Genomic DNA, 23,647 nt, shown 5'->3' with positions numbered 1-23,647 from the left:
CCCCGCATGAACCCCGTTTCGTTCGTCTGCATCGTCACCGGCGTGATGCTCAACGCCTGTGCGCAACTTCTGCTGAAAGCCGGCGTCAACGCCGTTGGACACTTCGAATTCAGCCGTGCGAACATCGTCCCGGTCGGCCTGAAGATCGCGACCCAGCTGCCGATCATCGGCGGCCTCGGCTGCTACGTGCTGAGCGTCGTGGTGTGGATCGTCGGGCTGTCGCGGGTCGACGTGTCGATCGCGTATCCGATGCTGTCGCTCGGCTACGTCGTCAACGCGTTCGCGGCGTGGTACCTGTTCGGCGAGGTGCTGTCGGTCCAGAAGCTCGTCGGCATCGGCATCATCCTGATCGGTGTGCTCGTGCTGGCGCGCAGCTGAGCGCGGCCCGCGCCGTTAAGCGTCCGCCTACAAAAAATCACGGTATGAATCCGCCAACCGGTGTTTAATGCCGGTTTCGGGCGGATCGCCCGACCCTTTTATTACACGCCATTACAGGCCCAACGCGTTCATGAGCCAGACTACCGCTCCGTTTCTGCCGTTCACCCGCCCCGAGATCGATGAGGAAACCATCCAGGGCGTCGTCGACGTGTTGCGCTCGGGCTGGATCACCACCGGCCCGCAGTGCCAGAAATTCGAGGCCGCGCTGTCCGAGTACTGCGGCGGCCGTCCGGTCCGCGCCTTCAATTCGGGCACCTGCACGCTCGAGATCGGCCTGCGCATCGCCGGCGTCGGCCCCGGCGACGAGGTGATCACGACGCCGGCGTCGTGGGTCTCGACCAGCAACGTGATCATCGAGACGGGCGCGACGCCCGTGTTCGCGGACATCGACCCCGTCACGCGCAACATCGACCTCGACAAGCTCGAGCAGGCGATCACGCCGCGCACCAAGGCGATCATCCCCGTGTTCCTGTCCGGCCTGCCGGTCGACATGGACCGCCTGTACGCGATCGCCCGCGCGCACAAGCTGCGCGTGATCGAGGATGCCGCGCAGGCGTTCGGCTCGACGTGGAACGGCAAGCGCATCGGCGCGATCGGCGACATCGTGTCGTTCAGCTTCCACGCGAACAAGAACCTGACGACGATCGAAGGCGGCGCACTCGTGCTGAACAACGACGACGAAGCGGTGCTCGCGCAGAAGTACCGGCTGCAGGGCATCACGCGCACCGGCTTCGACGGGATGGACTGCGACGTGCTCGGCGGCAAGTACAACCTGACCGACGTCGCCGCGCGCGTCGGCCTCGGCCAGTTGCCGCATCTCGAGCGCTTCACCGCGCAGCGCCGCGCGCTCGCCCGTGCGTATTTCGCCGCATTCGACGGCGGCGCGGCCGTGAAGCTGGGCCTCGGCCTGCCGGTCGCCGAATTCGAGAACGGCAACTGGCACATGTTCCTGGTCACGCTGCCGCTCGAGCGGCTGACGATCACGCGCGCCGAATTCATGGCGCAGATGAAGGAACGCGGCATCGGCACCGGCATCCACTACCCGGCGATCCATCTTTTCACGCTGTACCGTGCGCGCGGCTTCAAGGAGGGCATGTTCCCCCACGCCGAACGGTACGGCGCGTCGACCGTCACGCTGCCGCTGTTCACGCAGATGACGGAAGGCGACGTGCGTCGCGTGGTCGACGCCGTCAATCAGATTTGCGAACAATACGGAAAATAAGCGTACATGAGCCACCTTGAAGCACGCGCCGGGCATCCGGGCGCCGCGCATCTGGACGCCGGCCGGCCCGAAGTGTCGGTCATCATCCCCGTGTACAACGAGGAAGACGGCCTCGCCGCGCTGTTCGCGCGGCTGTATCCGGCGCTCGACGCACTCGACACGTCGTACGAAGTGATCCTGATCAACGACGGCAGCCGCGACCGCTCGGCCGCGATGCTCGCCGATCAGTTCCACGTACGGCCCGACACGACGCGCATCGTGCTGCTCAACGGCAACTACGGCCAGCACATGGCGATCCTCGCGGGCTTCGCGCAGTCGCGCGGCGAGATCGTCATCACGCTCGACGCCGACCTGCAGAACCCGCCCGAGGAAATCGGCAAGCTGATCGCGAAGATGCGCGAGGGCTACGACTACGTCGGCTCGATCCGCAAGCAGCGCCAGGACAGTCTGTGGCGTCGCAAGGCGTCGCAGATGATGAACCGGCTGCGCGAGCGCATCACGCGCATCAAGATGACCGACCAGGGCTGCATGCTGCGCGCGTACAGCCGCCGCATCATCGACACGATCAACGTGTGCGGCGAAGTCAACACGTTCATCCCCGCGCTCGCGTACACGTTCGCGCAGAGGCCGACCGAAATCGAGGTCGCACACGAGGAACGCTTCGCGGGCGAATCGAAATACTCGCTGTACAGCCTGATCCGGCTGAACTTCGACCTCGTGACGGGCTTCTCGGTCGTGCCGCTGCAGTGGCTGTCGTTCATCGGCGTGATCCTGTCGCTCGGCTCCGCCGCGCTGTTCGTGTTGCTGCTGGTACGCCGCTTCATCGTCGGCGCGGAAGTGCAAGGCGTGTTCACGCTGTTCGCGATCACGTTCTTCCTGCTCGGCGTGATCATCTTCGCGCTCGGCCTGCTCGGCGAATACGTCGGCCGCATCTACCAGCAGGTGCGCGCGCGTCCCCGCTACCTGATCCAGGCCGTGCTCGAGCAGCACGACGGCGTGCCGCCGGTGCCGGCCGCCGCGAACCGCCCGGGAGCCGTGCAATGAAGCCGCGCGCGGTCGTCTTCGCGTATCACAACGTCGGCGTGCGGTGCCTGCAGGTGCTGCTCGCGCGCGGTGTCGACGTCGCGCTGGTCGTCACGCACGAGGACAATCCGAACGAGAACATCTGGTTCGGCAGCGTCGCATCCGTCGCGGCCGAGCACGGCATTCCGGTGCTCACGCCGGCCGATCCCGCCGATCCGGCGCTGCGCCGCGCGGTGTCCGACGCGCGGCCCGATTTCATCTTCTCGTTCTACTACCGGCACATGCTGCCGGTGGACCTGCTCGCGATCGCGCCGCGCGGCGCGTACAACATGCACGGTTCGCTGCTGCCGAAATACCGGGGTCGGGTACCGACCAACTGGGCCGTGCTGAACGGCGAGACCGAGACCGGCGCGACGCTGCACGAGATGGCCGCCAAGCCCGACGCGGGCGCGATCATCGCGCAGACCGCGGTGCCGATCCTGCCGGACGACACGGCCGCGCAGGTGTTCGACAAGGTCACGGTGGCCGCCGAGCAGACGCTGTGGCGCGTGCTGCCCGCGCTGCTCGCGGGCGAGGCGCCGCACCTGCCGAACGATCTTGCGACCGGCAGCTACTACGGCGGGCGCAAGCCCGAGGACGGCCGCGTCGACTGGTCGAAACCGGCCGCACAGGTCTACAACCTGGTGCGCGCGGTCGCGCCCCCGTATCCGGGCGCCTTCACGGACGTCGACGGCGCCCGCTTCGTGATTGCGCGCGCGCGACTCGCGGCGCCCGGCAGCGCGGCAGCGGCCGCCGCGGCGGATTTGCCGCCCGGCCTGCACGTAAGCGATAATGCGCTATTCGGCGTCTGCGGCGACAGCCGCGCCCTATCCATTCTCGAACTCCGGCAGCAGCGCGACGGCAGCGAAACCGTCGTGACGCCCGCGGAATTCGCGCAGTTCATTCATTCTTCCCGTCATTCATGAAAGCAAAAAAAGTCCTGATCCTGGGTGTGAACGGCTTCATCGGCCATCACCTGTCGAAGCGCATTCTTGAAACCACCGATTGGGAAGTGTTCGGCATGGACATGCAGACCGACCGGCTGGGCGACCTCGTCAACCACGAGCGGATGCATTTCTTCGAAGGCGACATCACGATCAACAAGGAGTGGGTCGAGTATCACGTGAAGAAGTGCGACGTGATCCTGCCGCTCGTCGCGATCGCCACGCCGGCCACCTACGTCCAGCAGCCGCTGCGCGTGTTCGAACTCGACTTCGAGGCGAACCTGCCGATCGTGCGCTCGGCCGTCAAGTACGGCAAGCACCTCGTGTTCCCGTCGACCTCCGAGGTCTACGGCATGTGCTCGGACGAGCAGTTCGACCCGGACGCGTCGGCGCTCACCTACGGCCCGATCAACAAGCCGCGCTGGATCTACGCGTGCTCGAAGCAACTGATGGACCGCGTGATCTGGGGTTACGGGATGGAAGGCCTGAACTTCACGCTGTTCCGTCCGTTCAACTGGATCGGCCCGGGCCTCGACTCGATCTACACGCCGAAGGAAGGCAGCTCGCGCGTGGTCACGCAGTTCCTCGGCCACATCGTGCGCGGCGAGAACATCAGCCTCGTCGACGGTGGTTCGCAAAAGCGCGCGTTCACCGATATCGGCGACGGCATCAGCGCGCTGATGAAGATCATCGAGAACAAGGGCGGCGTCGCGTCGGGCAAGATCTACAACATCGGGAATCCGAAGAACAACTTCTCGGTTCGAGAACTCGCGCACAAGATGCTCGAACTGGCCGCGGAATTCCCCGAGTACGCCGATTCGGCCAAGCAGGTGAAGCTCGTCGAAACGACGTCCGGCGCCTACTACGGCAACGGCTATCAGGACGTGCAGAACCGCGTGCCGAAGATCGACAACACGATGCAGGAGCTCGGCTGGGCGCCGCAGGCGACGTTCGACGACGCGCTGCGCAACATCTTCGAAGCGTATCGCGGCCACGTCGCCGACGCGCGCGCGCTCGTCGAACAGCAAGGCTGACCGGGACGTTCGCTTGGCTCGTATCGTCCTCAAGATCGACGTCGACACGCTGCGCGGCACGCGCGAAGGCGTGCCGAACCTCGCGCGCATCTTCGATCGCTTCAATGCGCGCGCGACCTTCCTCTTCAGCCTCGGCCCGGATCACACCGGCTGGGCGTTGCGGCGGGTGTTCCGCCCGGGCTTCCTGAAGAAGGTGTCGCGCACGTCGGTGGTCGAACACTACGGCGTGAAGCAGCTGATGTACGGCGTGCTGCTGCCCGGCCCCGACATCGGCCGCCGCGCGATCGCCGACATGCGCGCGATTCACGAGGCCGGCTTCGAATGCGGGATCCACACGTGGGATCACGTGTATTGGCAAGACAACGTGCGCGTCCGCGACCGCGACTGGACCGCGCGTGAAATGCAGAAGAGTCATGCGCGCTTCATCGAGATCTTCGGCGCGCCGCCCGTCACGCACGGCGCGGCCGGCTGGCAGATGAACGATGCCGCGTTCGAGCAGATCGACGCGTGGGGGATGCGCTACGCATCCGACGGCCGCGGCCACTCGCCGTACCTGCCCGTCGTCGGCGGCCGCACGCTGTCGCATGTGCAAATGCCGACCACGCTGCCGACGCTCGACGAAGTACTCGGCATCGACGGCGTCGACACGCACAACGTCGCCGCGCACATCCTCGCGTTCACCGCAACCAATCCGCACGACCAGGTGTTCACGCTGCATGCGGAGCTGGAAGGCCAGAAGCTCGCGTCCGTGTTCGAGCAACTGCTCGCCGGCTGGCGTGCGCAAGGCCACACGTTCGCGACGATGGGCGACTACCACGCGACGCTGGACCGCGACTCGCTGCCATCGTACCCTGTCACGTGGGGCGAAATCCCCGGCCGCTCCGGCGAACTGATCGTCCAGCCCGACTGAGTTCGCGCGCGAGCCGGCGTCGCCGCTGCGCCCTTGCGGCGCGCTGCCGCGACGCCCGGCCGAACCGCGCCGCCGCAGCGGCGCCCTTCCATAACAACAGGAGAAACACGTGTCTGTCGAAGTTGACCGTCAAGTTCCCGATTTCACCGCACCGGCCACGGGCGGCGACATTTCGCTGTCCGACCTGAAGGGCAAGAAGCTCGTGCTGTACTTCTATCCGAAGGACAACACGCCGGGCTGCACGACCGAAGGGCTGCAGTTCCGCGATCTCTATCCGAAGTTCAAGAAGGCCGGTGCGGAAGTCATCGGCGTGTCGCGCGACAGCCTGCGCTCGCACGACAATTTCAAGGCCAAGCTCGAGCTGCCGTTCCCGCTGATCTCCGATGCCGACGAAGCGCTGTGCGCGCTGTTCGATGTCATCAAGATGAAGAAAATGTATGGCAAGGAAGTGCGCGGAATCGAGCGCTCGACGTTCCTGATCGACGCCGACGGCGTGCTTCGCCAGGCATGGCGCGGCATCAAGGTACCGGGTCACGTGGACGACGTGCTAAAGGCTGTACAAGCGCTTTGAGGCGCGTTATATTGGGCCGCAATGAATGCCAGTTCGCCCCATATTTCTCGTAGCTGCGCCCGTGCCCGTTGCAATGCTTCCCGGCACCTGACGCGCACGACGGCATCAGCCGAGCCGCATGTCCCTGTCGACGGGGCAGCGGCTTTTTTTATGGAACGCGCGCCGGCCCTCCCCGGTCCGGCCCTTACCGCATCGAGGAGCTGATCGACACTTAGGCGAACCGGCTAGACGAAATTCCTGTGCGCCACCGCGCGCAAACTGCATGCGTCTACGTCACGCAGGATGCGATCAGCGGCGCACGCCATGCGACACGATTCCTCCCGAGGGACACCATGCCTTTGCCTACTCCCCCCAGCAAGCTCGGCAGCCTGCTGCCGCCCGACGAATACAAGGCGAAAGCGCGGCCCGCGAAAGCCGCGAAGAAATCCGCCGAAGGGGACGCATCCACAGCCGGTGACTATGGTCCGGCCAGCGTGGCCCAACCGATGATCGAAGCCGCGAACACGGCCGCGCCGCTGCGCGCCGTCGCGTCTTCGGCGCCCGACGCCGCGAGCGCGCCCGCGCGCGGCCGCAAGACCCGACAGACGGCCGCGCTGCTGCAGCCGCTGCAGGCGCCTGCGGCCCCCGCGGCACCGGTCGTTGCACGCAACGACAAGCCGGCCGCCGGGAAACCGGCCGCCGCGCCCGCGCGCGATGCCGGCGCCGCGACGAAGTCGCGCAGCCGCAAGCCCGCCGAAGTCGAACAACAGAAACTGTTCGTGCTCGACACCAACGTGCTGATGCACGACCCGAGCAGCCTCTTCCGCTTCGAGGAACACGACGTCTATCTGCCGATGATGACGCTCGAGGAACTCGACAACCACAAGAAGGGGATGTCCGAAGTCGCGCGTAACGCCCGTCAGGTCAGCCGCACGCTCGACGCGCTGGTCGCCGACGGCGGCCCGATCTCGGACGGCATCCCGCTGTCGCGTCTCGGCAGCCGCGAGGCGGTCGGCCGCCTGTACTTCCAGACGAAGCTCGCCGACATCGCGCCCGTCGAAGGCTTGCCCGCAGGCAAGGCCGACAACCAGATCCTCGGCGTCGTGCGCGCGCTGCAGCGCGACCGGCCCGACCGCCAGGTCGTGCTGGTGTCGAAAGACATCAACATGCGGATCAAGGCGCACGCGCTCGGCCTGCCCGCGGAAGACTACTTCAACGACCAGGTCCTCGAGGATTCGGATCTCCTGTACAACGGCGTGCGCGAACTGCCGCAGGACTTCTGGACCAAGCATGCGAAGGGCATGGAGAGCTGGCAGGACACGAAGACGGGCACCACGTACTACCGCGTGACCGGCCCGCTCGTCGCGTCGATGCTCGTCAACGAGTTCGTCTATCTCGAGCCGCAGAACGGCGAGCCGACGTTCCACGCGATCGTCCGCGAGCTGAACGGCAAGACGGCGCTGCTGCAGACGCTGCGCGACTACAGCCACCACAAGAACAACGTGTGGGGCATCACCGCGCGCAACCGCGAGCAGAACTTCGCGCTGAACCTGCTGATGAACCCCGAGATCGACTTCGTCACGCTGCTCGGTCAGGCCGGCACCGGCAAGACGCTCGTCGCGCTCGCGGCCGGCCTCGCGCAGGTGCTCGACGACAAGCGCTACAACGAGATCATCGTGACGCGCGCGACCGTGCCCGTCGGCGAGGACATCGGTTTCCTGCCCGGCACCGAGGAAGAGAAGATGCAGCCGTGGATGGGTGCATTCGACGACAACCTCGAAGTGCTGCAGAAGACCGACGACGCGGCCGGCGAATGGGGCCGTGCCGCGACGCAGGAGTTGATCCGCTCGCGCCTGAAGGTGAAGAGCATGAACTTCATGCGCGGCCGCACGTTCGTCGACAAGTATCTGATCATCGACGAGGCGCAGAACCTGACGCCGAAGCAGATGAAGACGCTCGTCACGCGCGCGGGCCCCGGCACGAAGATCGTGTGCCTCGGCAACATCGCGCAGATCGACACGCCTTACCTGACCGAAGGCAGCTCGGGTCTGACCTACGTCGTCGACCGCTTCAAGGGCTGGGGCCACAGCGGCCACGTGACCCTCGCACGCGGCGAACGCTCGCGGCTCGCCGACTACGCGTCGGACATTCTGTAACGCGCACGCCGGCCGATCGGCCGGCTTTCGACGCCACGCGGCGCTCCATTCCCGGAGCGCCGTTTTTATTTGGGGTCGAAAACGAAGGTAATGCCTTGTCACGCAACAACGCAGTTTACGCGCGAAACTTCAAGTAAATTCTCAAGAATGGTTGCTTAAGCCCCGCTGGAGCGTCTACCATCGGGCCTATCTGTTGTCATACGATTCGCGAGCGCGCCGTGCTCGCCCGCCTTGCCATGCTTCGAATCTGGGTTTCCGTCGCCGTCGTCTCCCTGCTTGCGGCCTGTTCCAGCGTGCCGCCGCAGTCGGCATCGCGTTCCGCTACGGGCATGAAGATCACGACGCCGCGCGCATTCCCCGCGCCCGCCAATTTCCCGAAATTCGTCGACCACAGCGTCGGCCAGGAAGAAATCTCGATCCAGGCGATGAGCCTCGTCGGCGTCCCGTATCGCTGGGGCGGCAACACGCCGACGAGCGGCTTCGACTGCAGCGGGCTCGTGCGCTACGTGATCGGCCGCGCGGCCGATGTCAACCTGCCGCGCACGACTGCCGACATGAGCGGCCGCGGCGTATCGGTCGAACCCGACGAGATCGCGCCGGGCGATCTGATTTTCTTCAATACGACCGGACGGCCGCATTCGCACGTCGGCATCTACGTCGGCAAGCTGCGCTTCGTCAACGCACCGTCGACGGGCGGCACCGTGCGGCTCGACTACCTGACGAACCCGTACTGGGCCAAGCGATTCGACGGCATTCGCCGCGTCGCGCCGCCGCGCTCGGCCCCGACGCCGTTCGATGCGCCCACTTACGAGGCCAAGCGTGACGAGCCGCGTAATCCGCCGGCGGTCGCGGCCGCTCCGGTGGTCATGACGGCTGCCGTCGCACAGCGGCCGCCCGCGTATGCGGCGTCGCAAGCAAAAGCAACGCAGGCGCCGGCTCCGGCCATCCCGACCACGCCGGTCGTGACGGCCGCCGCAGTCGCACCGGCAGCACCGACCGCCGATCCGTACGAACCGCCGCCCCCGCGGATGCAGGCGGCCCAGCAGCAAGCCACGTCGGTGAATGACGGCGCAACCGCGATGGCGGCCAATGCAGCCCCGGCCGCGCCGGCGGAGGTCGGCACGCAGATTCCGACGACCGCGCTGACGGCCGCCCAGGCCGCCGCCTTCGATGCCGAACCGCCGTCCGCCACCGTGTCGACGCCCCCACGCAGCAACGAGCCCGTACAGGTATTGCGTGCATCGACGCAATCCGCACCCGTCAGCCCGCGCACCAGTACGGCGGACGATCCGATTGCACGGTTTGCGACCGGCAGTTACTGACCGTTTCCGATCGTCACGACGCTGGCGGCACCTGCCACCCTCCACCGCTTCGCCGCGACCTTCCGCCTCCCAAAAGAAAATGCGCCGCGGCCTTTCGGCTCGCGGCGCATTTCGCGTCGATCAGGCGGCGTCGGCGATCAGAAGATCTGGTGCCCGAGCCACCACCCGCCGGCCGCGAACAACGCGGCCGCCGGCAGCGTCAGCACCCACGCCCACACGATGTTGCCGGCGACACCCCAGCGCACGGCCGACAGCTTCTGCGTCGCGCCGACACCGACGATCGCGCCGGTGATCGTGTGCGTGGTCGACACGGGAATGCCGAGGAACGACGCGACGAACAGCGTGATCGCCCCGCCGCTTTCCGCGCAGAAACCGCCGACCGGCTTGAGCTTCGTGATCTTCTGGCCCATCGTGCGCACGATGCGCCAGCCGCCGAACAGCGTACCGAGGCCCATCGACAGGTAACACGCGCCGATCACCCACGCCGGCGGCGCATCGGCCGTCGCCGACGCGTAGCCGCTCGCGATCAGCAGCATCCAGATGATACCGATCGTCTTCTGTGCGTCGTTGCCGCCGTGGCCCAGGCTGTACAGCCCGGCCGACAGCAGCTGCAGCCGGCGGAAGCGCCGGTCGACCTTGCTGGGCGCGGTACGGAAATACAGCCACGACACGCCGAGCATGAACAGCGAACCGAGGATGAAACCGAGCAACGGCGAAATGAAGATGAACGCGATCGTCTTCAGCAGCCCGTCGATGTTCAGCGAGCTCCAGCCCGACTTCGCGAGCGCCGCGCCGACGAGGCCGCCGATCAGCGCGTGCGACGAGCTCGACGGAATCCCGTAGTACCAGGTGATCACGTTCCAGCCGATCGCGCCGACCAGCGCGCCGAATATGACGTAATGGTCGACGATGTCGGGGTCGATCGTGCCTTTACCGACGGTCTGCGCGACTTTCAGGTGGAAGATGAAGTACGCGATCACGTTGAACGCGGCCGCGAACACGACGGCCTGCTGGGGCTTCAGCACCCCGGTCGACACGACGGTGGCGATCGAGTTCGCCGCGTCGTGAAAGCCGTTCATGAAGTCGAATACGAGCGCGACGAGCACGAGCGCCGCGACCATCCATAGGGCGAGTTGTATCGAATGCATCGTGGTCCGCTCAGGCGTTTTCCAGCACGATGCCTTCGATGATGTTCGCGACGTCCTCGCACTTGTCGGTGATCTCTTCGAGCAGCTCGTAGATCGCCTTCAGCTTGATGAGCGTCTTCACGTCGTCTTCCTCGCGGAACAGCTTCGACATTGCCGCGCGCAGCACGCGGTCGGCCTCCGACTCCCAGCGGTCGATTTCCTCGCACTGCTTGAGGATCTGTGCCGACTGCTTCATGTCGGACAGCAAGCCGACGGCCTGCTGCACGTGCTGTGCCGACTGCGTGACGATGTGCGCGAGCTGGCTCGCCTCGGACGTGACGGACTGCACGTCGTACAGCGACACGGCCGTCGCGACGTCTTCCATCAGGTCGAGGATGTCGTCCATCGTCGTGATGAGCTTGTGGATCTCGTCGCGATCGAGCGGCGTGATGAAGGTCTTGTGCAGCAGATCGATCGCCTCGTGCGTGAGCTTGTCGGCGGCCTTCTCGGCGATTTGCACGTTTTGCTTGTGAATCTCGGCGTCGGCGAGATTGTCGATCAGCAGTTCGAGCTCGCGGCCACCGGAAACGATGTGCTTCGCGTGCGCGTTGAAGAGTTCAAAGAACTTGCCCTCGGTGGGCATGAATCGACCGAACATGGGATTCCTGAGAGATTGTCAAACTACTGTCACGAAAACGGGCGACATTGTACCGGTTTCGGTCGCGACGCGACGTGCGCATATGCGCACGCCGGGATTGGATACAACAATTGGCGAAATAGGTATTTACAACCGGCTTTACTCGCCGTAGAAGGTCTGCGCCCCGGCAAAATTGTCGAACTTCGTGTATTGCCCCAGGAACGTGAGCCGAACGGGCCCGATCGGACCGTTACGCTGCTTGCCGATGATGATTTCGGCCGTCCCCTTGTCAGGGCTGTCCGGATTGTAGACCTCATCGCGATAAATGAACAGGATCACGTCCGCATCCTGTTCGATTGCGCCCGATTCGCGCAAATCCGACATCACCGGGCGCTTGTTCGGACGCTGTTCGAGGCCGCGGTTCAACTGCGACAGCGCGATCACCGGCACGTCGAGTTCCTTCGCGAGGCTCTTCAGCGATCGCGAGATTTCGGAAATTTCGGTCGCGCGGTTCTCGCCCTGCGACGAACCCGACATCAGCTGCAGGTAGTCGACGATGATCAGGCCGAGCTTGCCGCACTGACGCGCCAGGCGTCGCGCGCGCGAGCGCAGCTCCATCGGGTTCAAGCCGCCCGTCTCGTCGATGAAGAGCTGCGCCTCGCTCATCTTCTGCACCGCGTGCGTCAGCTTCGGCCAGTCCTCGTCCGTCAGGCGGCCCGTGCGCATCCGGTGCTGATCGAGCCGGCCGATCGAGCCAAGCATACGCATCACGAGCTGGGTGCCCGGCATTTCCATCGAGAACACCGCGACCGGCAACCCGTACTCGACCGCGACATATTCGCCGATGTTCATCGAGAAGGCCGTGTTGTGCGTGACGACGTAATCGTCGGTCACGTACAGCCGAGACGGATGCGAAACCGAGATGCACTGCGTGGCGGTCCGGCGCGACGGCTCGATACCCGTAATCACCGGCAGCTTGCGGCGCGTCCGTCCGGCCGTCAGCCGCTCGCGCTTGCCCTCGAACAGGAACAGGTTCTGCGGATCCGGATGACTGATCGTGCAAATATAAGCCGTCGCACCGGCCTTGCGTTCGCCGTCGACCGTGAAGCTCGTCGCCTTTTCGGCAACCTGGCACCACGCACCGAGCGAACGCGCCAGTTCGCGCACGTCGCTCGCCAACTGCGCACTGGCGGTCGAATAACGCACCGTACCCCACGATTCGACCCAGCCATCCGCGTCGAGCAGCCCGCGCAACACATCCAGCCGCGTGTCCTTGTCCGCATCGAGGTAGAGACGCGGGATGAACTTGTCGTAGCTCGTCCTTCCCCACACACCGAGTTGCTCGAGCGCAGCCTTGAGCGGGTTGGCGGACGGCCGGGCCGCGGTGGCCGTCGACGGCCGGCGCTTGATGCGCCAGTCGTACTGGCCCGCGTATTCAAGTTCGAGCGACGCGTCGACACGCTCGCGCATCCGGTTCAACGTTTCCTCGGCCTTCACGCTGAAACGCACGGCAGTCCCGCCGAGCGCACCGTCGCCCAGCAGCGCGCCGAGTACCCACGGGTCAACCGGCAGCACCTCGCGATGACCAAACTCGCCGCTCGGCATGTCGATCCACAACCGGTTCCGGTAGCGTTCGCGCGTCAGCAACGTGCGAATCTCCGCGGTCGACAGCACACGGGGCTTTTCCCACTCGCGGAAATGGACGCACCACAGGTGTTCGTCGCAGCATTCGGCCGAACGCCCATCCGAAAAGCGGACCCGATACACCTGGCGTTCGCCCTGCGGGTAGATGCCGGTCACGATCGACGGTGCGCCGTCGACCGAAGCGAGCGCATCACCGACCGCCAGCTCGCCCATCGACTTCCAGCCCGTCAACGTCCTGACGCGCGCGTCGAGCGGCTGCGCCTTACCCATCGACGGGCGCCCCGCGACGATGATCAGTTCGCCGCCGTGCATCCCGGACGTCATCCGGTCGAGGTCGACGAAGCCCGTCGGCGTGCCGGTGACGTCGCTCGGGTTCGCGGTGTGGTACAGCGTGTCGATGCGCTCGACCACCTGCGTGAGCAGCGGGCCGATCTCGAGGAAGCCCTGGTTGCCGCGCGCGCCCTCTTCGGCGATCGAGAACACCTTCGACTCGGCTTCGTCGAGCAGCTGGCGGACTTCCTTGCCCTGCGGATTGAACGCGTCGGCCGAGATCTCGTCGGCGACCGACACGAGCCGGCGCAGCACCGCGCGATCACGCACGATTTCCGCGTAGCGGCGGATGTTCGCCGCGCTCGGCGTGTTCTGCGCGAGGGCGTTCAGGTAAGCGAGCCCGCCGACGTCGTCGGCCTTGCCGGACGTGGTCAGCGCTTCGTACACGGTCACGACGTCGGCCGGGCGTGTCGACGCGATCAGGCGGCCGATGTGCTCGTAGATGATCCGGTGGTCGTAGCGGTAGAAGTCGCCTTGCGACAGGAAATCGGCAATCCGGTCCCAGGCCGCGTTGTCGAGCAACAGGCCGCCGAGCACCGACTGCTCGGCTTCGACCGAATGCGGCGGGACTTTCAGCGATTCGATTTGGGGATCTTGCGGCGCGTTCATGGGTTGGGATTATCGCGAATAGATGGCGGCAGCGCTACCACCGCTTGCCGGCGAGCGGGCAATAAAAAAGGCAGGCCCCGGTTACCCGGGCGCCTGCCCTTGTCCGGACGGCGGAAGCCGCCCGGCAAGCTTGCGTCTACGCTTACGCGTGGTCGCCGATCACGTTGATCGTGACGTCGACGACGACGTCCGTGTGCAGCGCGACTTGCACGTTGTGCTCGCCGATCATCTTCAGCGGGCCTTCCGGCATGCGCACTTGCAGCTTCTCGACTTCGTAGCCTGCCTTCTTCAGCAGTTCAGCGACGTCGCCGTTCGTGACCGAGCCGAACAGACGGCCGTCGACGCCCGACTTCTGCGTGATTTCGAACGACTGGCCGTTCAGCTTCTCGCCGACTGCCTGCGATGCGGCCAGCTTTTCAGCCGCGATCTTTTCGAGTTCAGCGCGGCGCACTTCGAATTCGGCGATCGCTTCCTTCGTTGCACGGCGAGCCTTGCGGTTCGGGATCAGGAAGTTGCGAGCGTAACCGTCCTTGACCTTGACGATATCGCCGAGGTTACCCAGATTGGCGACTTTTTCCAACAGAATGATTTGCATTCGAATTCTCCTTATTGCGTCGCCTGATTACGCCTTGTGCTGATCGGTGTACGGCAGCAGCGCGAGGAAACGCGCACGCTTGATGGCCGTATCCAGCTGACGCTGATAGTGCGCCTTCGTACCCGTCAGACGAGCCGGCGTGATCTTGCCGTTTTCGCCGATGAAGTCCTTCAGCGTTTCCGTGTCCTTGTAGTCGATCTGCTCGACGCCTGCAGCCGTGAAACGGCAGAACTTCTTGCGCTTGAAGAGCGGGTTTTGTTGCTGACGACGCTTGTCGAATTTCTTACCAGTCGGGCGGGCCATGATTTCAGTCCTTTCCTGTGTCCTGCAATGCAGTGATGTGAAACACCAAGGTTCTCGCGTTGCGGCTTTTCTTGGCCAGGAAGCCCGTGAACAGCGTTTCGACGCCCATTTCACGACTTTCCAGCTTGCCGCTCGCCTCACCGGCCGCCACCGCCTCGATCGTCATTTCGACCTGACGGGGAATGCCTGCTTCGACGACTTCCGTGCGGTGATGCAACGTGGCGCTTGCGATCGGAACACCGGCCGGCGTATATCGCACCGGTGCGCGTTCGACGACGCTCGCCGTCAATTGCAACCTGTTCACGTGAGTGGCGCGCTCCTTGGTGGCTTAATGAGTGACGAACTTAAGCCTGCGCTTCGGCCGGCTGAGCTGCAGCCGCCTTCTTGGCTTCTTCGCGCTGAACTTCCTTCATCATCGGCGACGGGCCGGTTTCGGCCTTCTTCATCTTGACGATGAGGTGACGCAGCACGGCGTCGTTGAACTTGAACGCGTGTTCGAGTTCGTCGAGCGTCGTCTGGTCGCACTCGATGTTCATGCAGACGTAGTGAGCCTTCGCGAGTTTCTCGATCATGTAGGCCAGCTGGCGACGGCCCCAGTCTTCGACACGGTGGATCTGGCCGCCGTGCGTCGTGATCGTGGTCTTGTAACGCTCGATCATCGCGGGCACCTGCTCGCTTTGATCCGGGTGCACGATGAATACGATTTCGTAATGACGCATTACACACTCCTTGTGGATTAAAGCCACCCGGGCGTCTGAACCGGTGTGGCAAGTGAGAAGCGGAAGATTCTAACCCGGTTACGGGGTGCATGCAAGGCCAATCGACAACCGGCCAGCGGATTCGGCCGTGTTTTCAAAGACTTGAACGGGCTGCCGGGGCACGCACTCTCAGTTCGGCCTCTCGGCGGCCGGGGTCGGAACGTCCGCGCGCCGCCCGCCGCCGCTGCGGTCATTCATTCGCTGGGCGTGCCGGCGAGCCGCGCGTCGAGCGCCGTCCGGAACGCCGCGAGCGCCGCCGGCTCGGCGTCGGTCACGGCCCACCACGTCATCCCGGCCGCGTTCCAGCGGTCGAGCGCATAGCCCTGCGACACGGTCGTGTACGGGGCAGCCGGCCGCTCCCCGGCCGGCTGCACGTAGACATCGACCACGTGTTGCCGGTGGCGGTAGACGAGCACCGCGACGCGGCGCCGCCCGACGTAGTCGAGCCGGCCGCCGACCAGCGCGAAGCCGCTCTTGGCAAGATCCTCGACCGGCGGCGCATAGTCGAGCCGGCCGTTGAACCACGGCTTGACCGTGTGCTGGTCGGTCGAGATCACGTCGATGTCGCGCGCCGACAGGTCGGCCCGCACGTGGCTCGCGACCAGCTCGTCGACCGTCCGGTCAGTGTCGGCGTGGCGGGCCGACCATGCCATTCCGCCGGCCGCCGCGACCGCCATCAGCAACGCGACACCCCAGCCGAGCCCCGGCAACGCAGCTACGCGCGGCCTGGTGCCGGGGCCGGCCGGCCCCGGTCGGGCCGACCCGCCGCGCCCGGCCAGCCAGGAAAACCAGTCGCGGCCGCGCGGCCGCCGCGGCGCAGGCCGGGACTCAGGCCGGGACTCAGGCTGCGGCTCAGCCCGCGACGGCTCGTGAGCAGGCGCGTCGGCCGCTGCCGGCAGGCTCGCGAGGATGCTCGCCCGCAGCGCGTCCGGCGCGCGGTGATAATCGGCCTGCCGCACGGCCTGCACCAGCGTGACGATCCGCGCGCGTTCACGGCGGCACGCGTCGCACCCTTCGACATGCTGCTGGACCCGCAACGCATCGGGCGCCGACAGCTCGCGGTCGACGTCCGCGTCCAGCAACGCTCGCGCTTCGTTACAGTCCATCGATAGCCTCCGATGCGGTTCCGCCCGCCGGCGCTCGGCCCGGCCGGCCTTCGGTCGCCGGCGCGCCGCCCAGCAGCGCGGCGAGCTTGCGCCGGCCGCGCGCGAGCCGCGACATCACCGTGCCGACCGGCACGTCCGCGATCGCCGCGATCTCGCGGTAGCTCAGGTCCTCCATCTCGCGCAGCACGAGCACCTCGCGGTATTCGGGCGGCAGCTTCGCGAGCGCCGCATTCACGAGCCGCACGTTCTCGCCGCGCAGCAGGTGCGCGAGCGGGTCCTCCGTCGCCGGCTGCCAGTCGTCCGGGACGTCGGCGTCGTCGAGCGTGTCGGGCAGCGCGACCTCGTGCGCATGCGTGCGCCGCCGCCATTCGGTGTACCAGGTGTGGCGCACGATCGTCAGTAGCCACGGCCGCGCGTTGTCGCCGCGACACGAATCGACGAAGCGCAGTGCGCGCATGCACGCATCCTGGACGATGTCGTCCGCATCGCCGGCGCTGCCGCTCAGCCAGCGCGCGAGGTTGTAGGCGGCGTCGAGATGCGGCAGCACGAGCGCGCGAAACCGCTCGCCGCGCGCGAGCGCATCGTCCGCCGCCCGTTCATCGACCGCCTGTCCGGCTTGCCCCACATGGCCTCCCTGGTCCCGGCGGCCGACGCCGCGCCCGTTCCGCGCACGGCGCCCGGACAGACCGGCAACGTGCGCGCTCGATGACCTTACCGCCGCTGCGTCGAGTTTATTCCCGCGCGGCACGCATGAAGCGTAAAAAATCGCCGGACGGTCAGGCGGGCCGCCCGTTACGGCGTGGTGCTCCAGTAGCCGGGGCGCGCATACGCTTCGCGCAGGTAGTCGATGAAATAGCGCACGCGCGCCGGCACGTAGCGCTGCTGCGGGTAGACCGCGAGGATGTCGTAGTCCGGCAGCGCATAGTCGTCGAGTACGGTCTCGAGCTCGCCCGTTTCGAGTTGCGCGGCGATTTCCCACGTCGAGCGCCAGCCGAGCCCGAGCCCCTCGGCCACCCAGCGGTGCAGCAACTCGCCGTCGTTGCAGTCGAGATTGCCGGTCACGCGCATCGTCGCGATCTTGCCGTGGCGCTGGAAATACCAGCCGCGGTTCTGCCCGCCCTGCAGGTTGAACGCCAGGCAGTTGTGTTTCAGCAGGTCGTCGAGCGACTTCGGGCGGCCGTGCAGGCGGAAATAGTCGGGCGTGCCGCACACCACGCGCCGGTTCGACGCGAGCTTCACCGCGACGAAATTCGGATCGACCGCGCCGCCGATCCGGATCGACAGGTCATAACCCTCGCGCACGAGATCGACGACGCGATCGGTCAGGTTGAACGACAGCTGCATTTCCGGCTTGTCGGCGAGGAAGCCCGGCGCGTGCGGCGCGACGTGCTTGCGCCCGAACGCGGCCGGCGCCGACACGATCAGGTGGCCGCTGACCGCGCGCCGGCCGGCGGCGAGCTCGTTCTCGGCCTGATCCCATTCGGACAGCAGCCCGCGGCAGCGCTCGAGGAACGCGGCGCCCTCCTCGCTGACGACCAGCCGCCGCGTCGAGCGGTACATCAGCTTCACGCCGAGGCGCTTCTCCAGCGCGTCGATGCGCCGCCCGAGCACCACCGGCGACACACCTTCCTCCAACGCCGCCGCCGCGAGGCTGCCGGCATCGGCCACCCGCACGAACGTCTCGATCTGCTTGAAACGATCCATCTCCTGTCTCCGTCCCGCCTCCGACACCAGCGGGAAGCCCCGCCCGGCCGTCATTCCATACTTTTAGTTTCGAAATAAGCGACTTCGGCTGATCTTATCAAACCTTTCCTGCATCCCTAAAGTGTCCTCAACAGACCGATTCGCAAGATTCAACTATCCAAGGAGACATTCATGGCCAAGATGAGAGCCGTCGACGCAGCCGTACTCGTACTCGAGAAGGAAGGCATCCAGACCGCGTTCGGCGTGCCGGGCGCCGCGATCAATCCGTTCTACTCGGCCATGCGCAAGTCGGGCGGCATCAGCCATGTGCTGGCGCGCCACGTCGAAGGCGCATCGCACATGGCCGAAGGCTTCACGCGTGCCGCCCCCGGCAACATCGGCGTGTGCATCGGCACGTCGGGCCCCGCCGGCACCGACATGATCACCGGCCTCTATTCCGCGTCCGCCGACTCGATTCCGATCCTCGCGATCACGGGCCAGGCGCCGCGCGCGCGTCTCTACAAGGAAGACTTCCAGGCCGTCGACATCGAATCGATCGCGAAACCGGTCACGAAGTGGGCCGTCACCGTGCGCGAACCGGCGCTCGTACCGCGCGTGTTCCAGCAGGCGTTCCACCTGATGCGCTCGGGCCGCCCGGGCCCCGTGCTGGTCGACCTGCCGATCGACGTGCAGCTCGCCGAAATCGAATTCGACATCGACACGTACGAACCGCTGCCGGTCTACAAGCCCGCGGCCACCCGCGCGCAGATCGAGAAGGCGCTCGCGATGCTCAACGACGCGGACAAGCCGCTGATCGTGTCGGGCGGCGGCGTGCTCAACGCGGCAGCCGAAGACCTGCTCGTGCAGTTCGCCGAAACGGTCGGCGTGCCGGTGATCCCGACGCTGATGTCGTGGGGCGCGATTGCCGACGACCACCCGCTGATGGCCGGCATGGTCGGCCTGCAGACGTCGCACCGCTACGGCAACGCGACGCTGCTCGCGTCCGACTTCGTGCTTGGCATCGGCAACCGCTGGGCGAACCGCCACACGGGCAGCGTCGAGGTCTATACGAAGGGCCGCAAGTTCGTGCACGTCGATATCGAGCCGACGCAGATCGGCCGCGTGTTCGGCCCGGACCTCGGCATCGTGTCCGACGCGAAGGCGGCACTCGAACTGTTCGTCGCGGTGGCGCGGGAATGGAAGGCCGCCGGCAAGCTCAAGGACCGCAGCGCGTGGGTCGCCGACTGCCAGGCACGCAAGCGCACGCTGCAGCGCAAGACGCACTTCGACAACGTGCCGGTCAAGCCGCAACGCGTGTACGAAGAGATGAACAAGGTGTTCGGCCGCGATACCTGCTACGTCAGCACGATCGGCCTGTCGCAGATCGCCGCCGCGCAGTTCCTGCACGTGTTCAAGGCACGCAACTGGATCAACTGCGGCCAGGCCGGCCCGCTCGGCTGGACGATCCCCGCGGCGCTCGGCGTGCGTGCAGCCGACCCGAGCCGCCCGATCGTCGCGCTGTCCGGCGACTACGACTTCCAGTTCATGATCGAGGAGCTCGCGGCCGGCGCGCAATTCAAGCTGCCGTACGTGCACGTCGTCGTGAACAACTCGTACCTCGGGCTGATCCGCCAGGCGCAGCGCGCGTTCGACATGGACTACTGCGTGCAGCTCGCGTTCGACAACGTGAACGCGCCGGAACTGAACGGTTATGGCGTCGACCACGTGGCCGTCGCGGAAGGCCTCGGCTGCAAGGCGCTGCGCGTGTTCAAGCCGGAAGAGATCGAGCCGGCGCTGCGCCAGGCGCAAACGCTCGCGGAAGAGTTCAGCGTGCCGGTGGTCGTCGAAGTGATCCTCGAGCGCGTGACGAACATCTCGATGGGCACCGAAATCGACGCGATCAACGAGTTCGAGGATCTCGCCGAAAAGGCCGAACACGCACCGACCGCGATCTCGATGCTCGACTGAACCGACTGAACCGCAAGACTTTTTTGACTGACCGACCGAAGAGGCTTAGCTCATGCCGAAGTTTGCTGCAAACCTGACCATGCTGTTCAACGAAGTGCCGTTCCTCGACCGCTTCAAGGCGGCCGCGGACGCGGGCTTCGACGCCGTCGAGTTCCTGTTCCCGTACCCGTACGCGAAAGAGGAACTCGCCGAGCGGCTCGAGACGCACCGCCTGCGCCTCGTGCTGCACAACCTGCCCGCCGGCAACTGGGACCAGGGCGAGCGCGGCATCGCGTGCCTGCCCGATCGCGTCGGCGAATTCCAGGAAGGCGTCGGCCGTGCGATCGAGTACGCGAAGGCGCTGAAGGTGCGTCAGCTGAACTGCCTCGTCGGCATCCCGTCGGCGAGCACGGCGCGCGACAAGACGTTCGTGACGATCGTCGACAACCTGCGCTTCGCCGCCGACGCACTGAAGCGCGAAGGTATCCGCCTGCTCGTCGAGCCGTGCAATAGCTTCGACATCCCGGGCTTCGCGCTGAACCGCTCGTCGGAAGGGCTCGACGTGATCCGCGCGGTCGGCTCGGACAACCTGTTCCTGCAGTACGACATCTATCACATGCAACGCATGGAAGGCGAACTGGCCGCGACGATCGAACGCAATCTCGCGTCGATCGGCCACGTCCAGCTCGCGGACAACCCGGGCCGCAACGAGCCGGGCACCGGCGAGATCAACTATGCGTTCCTGTTCGCGCTGCTCGACCGGCTCGGCTATGCCGGCTACGTCGGCTGCGAATACAAGCCCCGTACCACCACGACGGAAGGCCTCGGCTGGCTGCAAAGCGTGGCCGGCTGCGCACCGGCCTCGGCGCGTCGCGCCGCCTGAATCGCACCCTTCCCGTTTTCAGCCCCATAGGAGACTTTCACATGGCAACCATCGGTTTCATCGGCCTCGGCATCATGGGCGCGCACATGGCGCGCAACCTGCTCAAGGGCGACCATCAACTCGTCGTGAACGGCGCGTTCCCGGTCCCGGACGACCTGCGCGCGAGCGCCAAGGTCGTCGCGAACTCGACCGAAGTCGCGCAGCACGCGGACATCATCATCTCGATGGTGCCGGACACGCCGGACGTGCGTAACGTGCTGTTCGCCGACGACGGCGTCGCGAAGGGCCTGACGGCCGGCAAGCTCGTGATCGACATGAGCTCGATCTCGCCGCTCGACACGCAGGCGTTCGCGAAGCAGATCAACGCGCTCGGCTGCGACTACCTCGACGCGCCGGTGTCCGGCGGCGAAGTCGGCGCCCGTGAAGCGACGCTGACGATCATGGTCGGCGGCCCGGAGAAGGCGTTCGAACGCGCGAAGCCGCTGTTCGAGAAGATGGGCAAGAACATCACGCTCGTCGGCGACAACGGTGCGGGCCAGACCTGCAAGGTCGCGAACCAGATCATCGTCGCGCTGAACATCGAAGCCGTTGGCGAAGCGCTGCTGTTCGCCGCCCGCTCGGGCGCCGATCCGGAGCGCGTGCGCCAGGCGCTGATGGGCGGCTTCGCCGCGTCGCGCATCCTCGAAGTACACGGTGCGCGGATGACCAAGCGCACGTTCGACCCGGGCTTCCGCATCGAGCTGCACCAGAAGGACCTGAACCTCGCGCTCGACGGCGCACGCAAGCTCGGCCTTGCGCTGCCGCACACCGCGAGCGCGCAGCAGCTGTTCAGCGTGTGCGCATCGCACGGCGGCAAGGCATGGGATCACTCGGCGCTCGTGCGCGCGCTCGAGATCATGTCGAACTTCGAGATCGGCCAGACGCCGGCCGCGTAACGCGGATGTCGCAACGCGCGTTTCCGCTGCGATCGCGGACGCGCGCGACGCATACACGCGATTCGGCCGCGGCCGGTCGCATCGATGCGCGACGCACGCGCGCATCACGGTGGGGCGCCCCGCCCCGCATCGCCAACGGCATGCGGGACGGGGCGAAAAACGCCGCTCTGGGCTGAGAGCGGCGTGGTGGGGTCCGCAGCGGCACCCGGCGGCGCCGGGGAAGCCTTGGTCGGTCAGACGTCGTCGTCGGGTGTCCGCCTGTCGGATTTCGCGTATTACATTTCTTTACGTTCGAGCGTGCGATTTTTCATGCAATCGTCGCGTTGAACGCCTACACTTTCGCCACGCCTTTCGAGAAAACCGCCGCGCCTGCGCGCCCCTTCCCGGGCCCGCACCCAGCGCGGTGTTTTTTTCGCCACTTCACGGCGCGTTTTCTTTTCAACCACCTAAGGAGTGCAACGATGGGTCTTCTTTCGTTTATTAAAGAGGCGGGTGAAAAACTGCTGGGTCACGCCGATGCACAGGCAGCGGAAGATCCGAATGCCGCGAACCAGACTGCCGCCGATGCAATCAAGAATTACATCAGCTCGCAAGGTCTCGACACGTCGAACCTGACCGTCGCGTTCGACGGCGCATCGCGCACCGTCACGCTGTCGGGCAGCGTCGCCGATCTCGACACGAAGGCGAAGGTCAAGGTCGCGGCCGGCAACGTGCAGGGTGTCGCGGGCGTCAACGACGACGATCTGCAGCCGGACGATCCGGAAGTGCAGTACCACGACGTGAAGCCGGGCGACACGCTGTCGGCGATCGCCAAGGAAGTGTACGGCGATGCGAACAAGTATCCGGTGATCTTCGAAGCGAACAAGCCGATGCTGTCGAGCCCGGACCGGATCTACCCGGGCCAGAAGCTCGTGATTCCGCCGCAGTCCTGAGCATTCGCGCCGCACTGACGCAAAAATGGCAGGCCATTGGCCTGCCATTTTTTTATGCCTTCTACGCGCCGCCCGAGCGGCGCGCCATCGGTCACAGCGTGTCGAATGCGCGTTGCAATGCGTCGCGCTCGCGAATGCCGTTCGCGAGCGCGAGCATCAGCAGCACGCGCGCCTTGAACGGGTGCAGCGAGCCCGCGCTCACGAAACCGAGCGCATCGTCGCTCGCGGCGCCGTTGCGCATCACGTGACCCGAACCGACGCGCGATGCACGGACCACGGCCACGCCCGCGTTCACCGCATCGGCGAGCGCCGTCTGCAGCGTCGCATGGATCGACCCGTTGCCGGTGCCCGCGACGACGAGGCCGCGCACGCCGGCCGCGACGAGCGCGTCGACGGCCGTGCGGGTCACGCCCGCATAGCTCGCGACGACTTCGACCGGCGGCCAGGTCGGCGCGATCGCCAGCTGCGTGTCGCGCGTGCGCGTGACACGGCGGGCGAATTCGACGCGGCCGTCCTGCAC

Annotated in this window: 23 protein-coding genes and 2 pseudogenes; 13 read left to right on the top strand and 12 right to left on the bottom strand. The window is 66.0% G+C overall.

Translation table 11 applies throughout. The features are described from left to right. Positions 1-6 precede the first annotated feature (6 nt). The 7 genes from H3O04_RS16225 to H3O04_RS16195 all read left to right on the top strand — a co-directional run bounded on the left by H3O04_RS16225 (position 7) and on the right by H3O04_RS16195 (position 6,181). Positions 7-378, top strand: a complete 372-nt coding sequence (locus H3O04_RS16225; protein WP_202588063.1) for an EamA family transporter — start codon at positions 7-9, stop codon at positions 376-378. A 130-nt stretch (positions 379-508) separates the two neighbouring features. After that, a complete protein-coding gene (locus H3O04_RS16220) occupies positions 509-1,660 on the top strand; it encodes a DegT/DnrJ/EryC1/StrS family aminotransferase (RefSeq protein ID WP_202588062.1) in 1,152 nt (383 codons plus the stop codon). Positions 1,661-1,666: 6 nt separating this feature from the next. Continuing rightward, complete coding sequence (locus H3O04_RS16215; RefSeq protein WP_012328662.1) at positions 1,667-2,704, top strand: glycosyltransferase; 1,038 nt, start codon at positions 1,667-1,669, stop codon at positions 2,702-2,704. After that, complete coding sequence (locus tag H3O04_RS16210) at positions 2,701-3,648, top strand: formyltransferase (RefSeq protein ID WP_175833907.1); 948 nt, start codon at positions 2,701-2,703, stop codon at positions 3,646-3,648. The genes H3O04_RS16215 and H3O04_RS16210 overlap by 4 nt, the downstream gene beginning before the upstream one ends. Continuing rightward, positions 3,645-4,700 (top strand): bifunctional UDP-4-keto-pentose/UDP-xylose synthase, encoded by a 1,056-nt coding sequence (locus H3O04_RS16205; protein WP_006478632.1) that lies wholly within the window; start codon positions 3,645-3,647, stop codon positions 4,698-4,700. The genes H3O04_RS16210 and H3O04_RS16205 overlap by 4 nt, the downstream gene beginning before the upstream one ends. Positions 4,701-4,713: 13 nt before the next feature. Then, positions 4,714-5,610 (top strand): polysaccharide deacetylase family protein, encoded by an 897-nt coding sequence (locus H3O04_RS16200; protein ID WP_077179213.1) that lies wholly within the window; start codon positions 4,714-4,716, stop codon positions 5,608-5,610. A 109-nt stretch (positions 5,611-5,719) separates the two neighbouring features. Continuing rightward, positions 5,720-6,181, top strand: a complete 462-nt coding sequence (locus tag H3O04_RS16195; protein WP_034207483.1) for a peroxiredoxin — start codon at positions 5,720-5,722, stop codon at positions 6,179-6,181. A gap of 195 nt (positions 6,182-6,376) precedes the next feature. Here H3O04_RS16195 and H3O04_RS36120 read toward each other — a convergent pair. Beyond that, a pseudogene (locus tag H3O04_RS36120) lies at positions 6,377-6,618 on the bottom strand (hypothetical protein); the annotation flags it as partial. On the opposite strand from H3O04_RS36120, the gene H3O04_RS16190 reads away from it, so the two are divergent. Next, positions 6,514-8,316, top strand: a complete 1,803-nt coding sequence (locus tag H3O04_RS16190; RefSeq protein ID WP_012328664.1) for a PhoH family protein — start codon at positions 6,514-6,516, stop codon at positions 8,314-8,316. The pseudogene H3O04_RS36120 and the gene H3O04_RS16190 overlap by 105 nt on opposite strands. Positions 8,317-8,552: 236 nt before the next feature. Continuing rightward, positions 8,553-9,638, top strand: coding sequence for a C40 family peptidase (locus H3O04_RS16185; protein WP_202588061.1), 1,086 nt, complete (start codon positions 8,553-8,555; stop codon positions 9,636-9,638). Positions 9,639-9,775: 137 nt separating this feature from the next. Here the strand turns inward: H3O04_RS16185 and H3O04_RS16180 are convergent, their stop codons facing one another. From H3O04_RS16180 to H3O04_RS16135, 10 genes are all read right to left on the bottom strand, one after another. Beyond that, a complete protein-coding gene (locus H3O04_RS16180) occupies positions 9,776-10,786 on the bottom strand; it encodes an inorganic phosphate transporter (RefSeq protein ID WP_006478628.1) in 1,011 nt (336 codons plus the stop codon). Positions 10,787-10,796: 10 nt separating this feature from the next. Beyond that, positions 10,797-11,423, bottom strand: coding sequence for a DUF47 domain-containing protein (locus H3O04_RS16175; protein WP_006478627.1), 627 nt, complete (start codon positions 11,421-11,423; stop codon positions 10,797-10,799). A gap of 138 nt (positions 11,424-11,561) precedes the next feature. Then, the gene (gene dnaB, locus H3O04_RS16170; RefSeq protein ID WP_202588060.1) at positions 11,562-13,985 is read right to left on the bottom strand and encodes a replicative DNA helicase; all 2,424 of its coding nucleotides are present in this window, start codon (positions 13,983-13,985) and stop codon (positions 11,562-11,564) included. A 142-nt stretch (positions 13,986-14,127) separates the two neighbouring features. Then, positions 14,128-14,580 carry a 50S ribosomal protein L9 gene (gene rplI / locus H3O04_RS16165; protein WP_006486256.1) on the bottom strand — a complete coding sequence of 151 codons (453 nt, stop codon included), beginning with the start codon at positions 14,578-14,580 and terminating at the stop codon, positions 14,128-14,130. A gap of 27 nt (positions 14,581-14,607) precedes the next feature. Continuing rightward, positions 14,608-14,883: a 30S ribosomal protein S18 gene (rpsR, locus tag H3O04_RS16160; protein ID WP_004193360.1), complete on the bottom strand. Its 276-nt coding sequence runs from the start codon at positions 14,881-14,883 to the stop codon at positions 14,608-14,610. Positions 14,884-14,887: 4 nt separating this feature from the next. Next, entirely contained in the window at positions 14,888-15,187 is a 300-nt protein-coding gene (gene priB / locus H3O04_RS16155; protein ID WP_011549649.1) for a primosomal replication protein N, read from the bottom strand. Positions 15,188-15,227: 40 nt separating this feature from the next. After that, on the bottom strand, positions 15,228-15,602 hold the full coding sequence (gene rpsF / locus H3O04_RS16150) for a 30S ribosomal protein S6 (protein ID WP_011549648.1): 375 nt from the start codon (positions 15,600-15,602) through the stop codon (positions 15,228-15,230). 233 nt (positions 15,603-15,835) lie between these two features. After that, complete coding sequence (locus H3O04_RS16145; protein WP_202588059.1) at positions 15,836-16,747, bottom strand: anti-sigma factor family protein; 912 nt, start codon at positions 16,745-16,747, stop codon at positions 15,836-15,838. Continuing rightward, complete coding sequence (locus tag H3O04_RS16140) at positions 16,737-17,372, bottom strand: RNA polymerase sigma factor (protein WP_124591758.1); 636 nt, start codon at positions 17,370-17,372, stop codon at positions 16,737-16,739. The genes H3O04_RS16145 and H3O04_RS16140 overlap by 11 nt, the downstream gene beginning before the upstream one ends. Positions 17,373-17,539: 167 nt before the next feature. Then, on the bottom strand, positions 17,540-18,451 hold the full coding sequence (locus H3O04_RS16135; protein WP_006478620.1) for a LysR family transcriptional regulator: 912 nt from the start codon (positions 18,449-18,451) through the stop codon (positions 17,540-17,542). 171 nt (positions 18,452-18,622) lie between these two features. Between H3O04_RS16135 and gcl the strand changes: the two genes are divergently transcribed. From gcl to lysM, 4 genes are all read left to right on the top strand, one after another. After that, positions 18,623-20,398 (top strand): glyoxylate carboligase, encoded by a 1,776-nt coding sequence (gene gcl / locus H3O04_RS16130; protein ID WP_006478619.1) that lies wholly within the window; start codon positions 18,623-18,625, stop codon positions 20,396-20,398. Positions 20,399-20,450: 52 nt separating this feature from the next. Next, positions 20,451-21,260 (top strand): hydroxypyruvate isomerase, encoded by an 810-nt coding sequence (gene hyi, locus H3O04_RS16125; RefSeq protein ID WP_006478618.1) that lies wholly within the window; start codon positions 20,451-20,453, stop codon positions 21,258-21,260. Positions 21,261-21,301: 41 nt separating this feature from the next. Then, positions 21,302-22,195 (top strand): 2-hydroxy-3-oxopropionate reductase, encoded by an 894-nt coding sequence (locus tag H3O04_RS16120; RefSeq protein ID WP_027813618.1) that lies wholly within the window; start codon positions 21,302-21,304, stop codon positions 22,193-22,195. A 461-nt stretch (positions 22,196-22,656) separates the two neighbouring features. Next, positions 22,657-23,127 carry a peptidoglycan-binding protein LysM gene (gene lysM / locus H3O04_RS16115; protein ID WP_006478617.1) on the top strand — a complete coding sequence of 157 codons (471 nt, stop codon included), beginning with the start codon at positions 22,657-22,659 and terminating at the stop codon, positions 23,125-23,127. 91 nt (positions 23,128-23,218) lie between these two features. On the opposite strand, the pseudogene H3O04_RS16110 reads toward lysM, so the two are convergent. After that, positions 23,219-23,647 (bottom strand): annotated as a pseudogene (locus H3O04_RS16110) (L-asparaginase); the annotation flags it as partial.

This window comes from Burkholderia sp. KCJ3K979, from assembly GCF_016759955.1.
Taxonomy (GTDB): Bacteria; Pseudomonadota; Gammaproteobacteria; order Burkholderiales; family Burkholderiaceae; genus Burkholderia; species Burkholderia orbicola.
This window is presented reverse-complemented; position numbering and strand designations above follow the sequence as displayed.

Bases quoted from the DNA above. Each gene is read 5' to 3' on its own strand.
- H3O04_RS16225 (WP_202588063.1), top strand. From the start codon at position 7: ATGAACCCCGTTTCGTTCGTCTGCATCGTCACCGGCGTGATGCTCAAC.
- H3O04_RS16220 (WP_202588062.1), top strand. From the start codon at position 509: ATGAGCCAGACTACCGCTCCGTTTCTGCCGTTCACCCGCCCCGAGATC.
- H3O04_RS16215 (WP_012328662.1), top strand. From the start codon at position 1,667: ATGAGCCACCTTGAAGCACGCGCCGGGCATCCGGGCGCCGCGCATCTG.
- H3O04_RS16210 (WP_175833907.1), top strand. From the start codon at position 2,701: ATGAAGCCGCGCGCGGTCGTCTTCGCGTATCACAACGTCGGCGTGCGG.
- H3O04_RS16205 (WP_006478632.1), top strand. From the start codon at position 3,645: ATGAAAGCAAAAAAAGTCCTGATCCTGGGTGTGAACGGCTTCATCGGC.
- H3O04_RS16190 (WP_012328664.1), top strand. From the start codon at position 6,514: ATGCCTTTGCCTACTCCCCCCAGCAAGCTCGGCAGCCTGCTGCCGCCC.
- H3O04_RS16185 (WP_202588061.1), top strand. From the start codon at position 8,553: ATGCTTCGAATCTGGGTTTCCGTCGCCGTCGTCTCCCTGCTTGCGGCC.
- H3O04_RS16180 (WP_006478628.1), bottom strand. From the start codon at position 10,786: ATGCATTCGATACAACTCGCCCTATGGATGGTCGCGGCGCTCGTGCTC.
- H3O04_RS16175 (WP_006478627.1), bottom strand. From the start codon at position 11,423: ATGTTCGGTCGATTCATGCCCACCGAGGGCAAGTTCTTTGAACTCTTC.
- dnaB (WP_202588060.1), bottom strand. From the start codon at position 13,985: ATGAACGCGCCGCAAGATCCCCAAATCGAATCGCTGAAAGTCCCGCCG.
- rplI (WP_006486256.1), bottom strand. From the start codon at position 14,580: ATGCAAATCATTCTGTTGGAAAAAGTCGCCAATCTGGGTAACCTCGGC.
- rpsR (WP_004193360.1), bottom strand. From the start codon at position 14,883: ATGGCCCGCCCGACTGGTAAGAAATTCGACAAGCGTCGTCAGCAACAA.
- rpsF (WP_011549648.1), bottom strand. From the start codon at position 15,602: ATGCGTCATTACGAAATCGTATTCATCGTGCACCCGGATCAAAGCGAG.
- H3O04_RS16145 (WP_202588059.1), bottom strand. From the start codon at position 16,747: ATGGACTGTAACGAAGCGCGAGCGTTGCTGGACGCGGACGTCGACCGC.
- H3O04_RS16135 (WP_006478620.1), bottom strand. From the start codon at position 18,451: ATGGATCGTTTCAAGCAGATCGAGACGTTCGTGCGGGTGGCCGATGCC.
- gcl (WP_006478619.1), top strand. From the start codon at position 18,623: ATGGCCAAGATGAGAGCCGTCGACGCAGCCGTACTCGTACTCGAGAAG.
- hyi (WP_006478618.1), top strand. From the start codon at position 20,451: ATGCCGAAGTTTGCTGCAAACCTGACCATGCTGTTCAACGAAGTGCCG.
- H3O04_RS16120 (WP_027813618.1), top strand. From the start codon at position 21,302: ATGGCAACCATCGGTTTCATCGGCCTCGGCATCATGGGCGCGCACATG.
- lysM (WP_006478617.1), top strand. From the start codon at position 22,657: ATGGGTCTTCTTTCGTTTATTAAAGAGGCGGGTGAAAAACTGCTGGGT.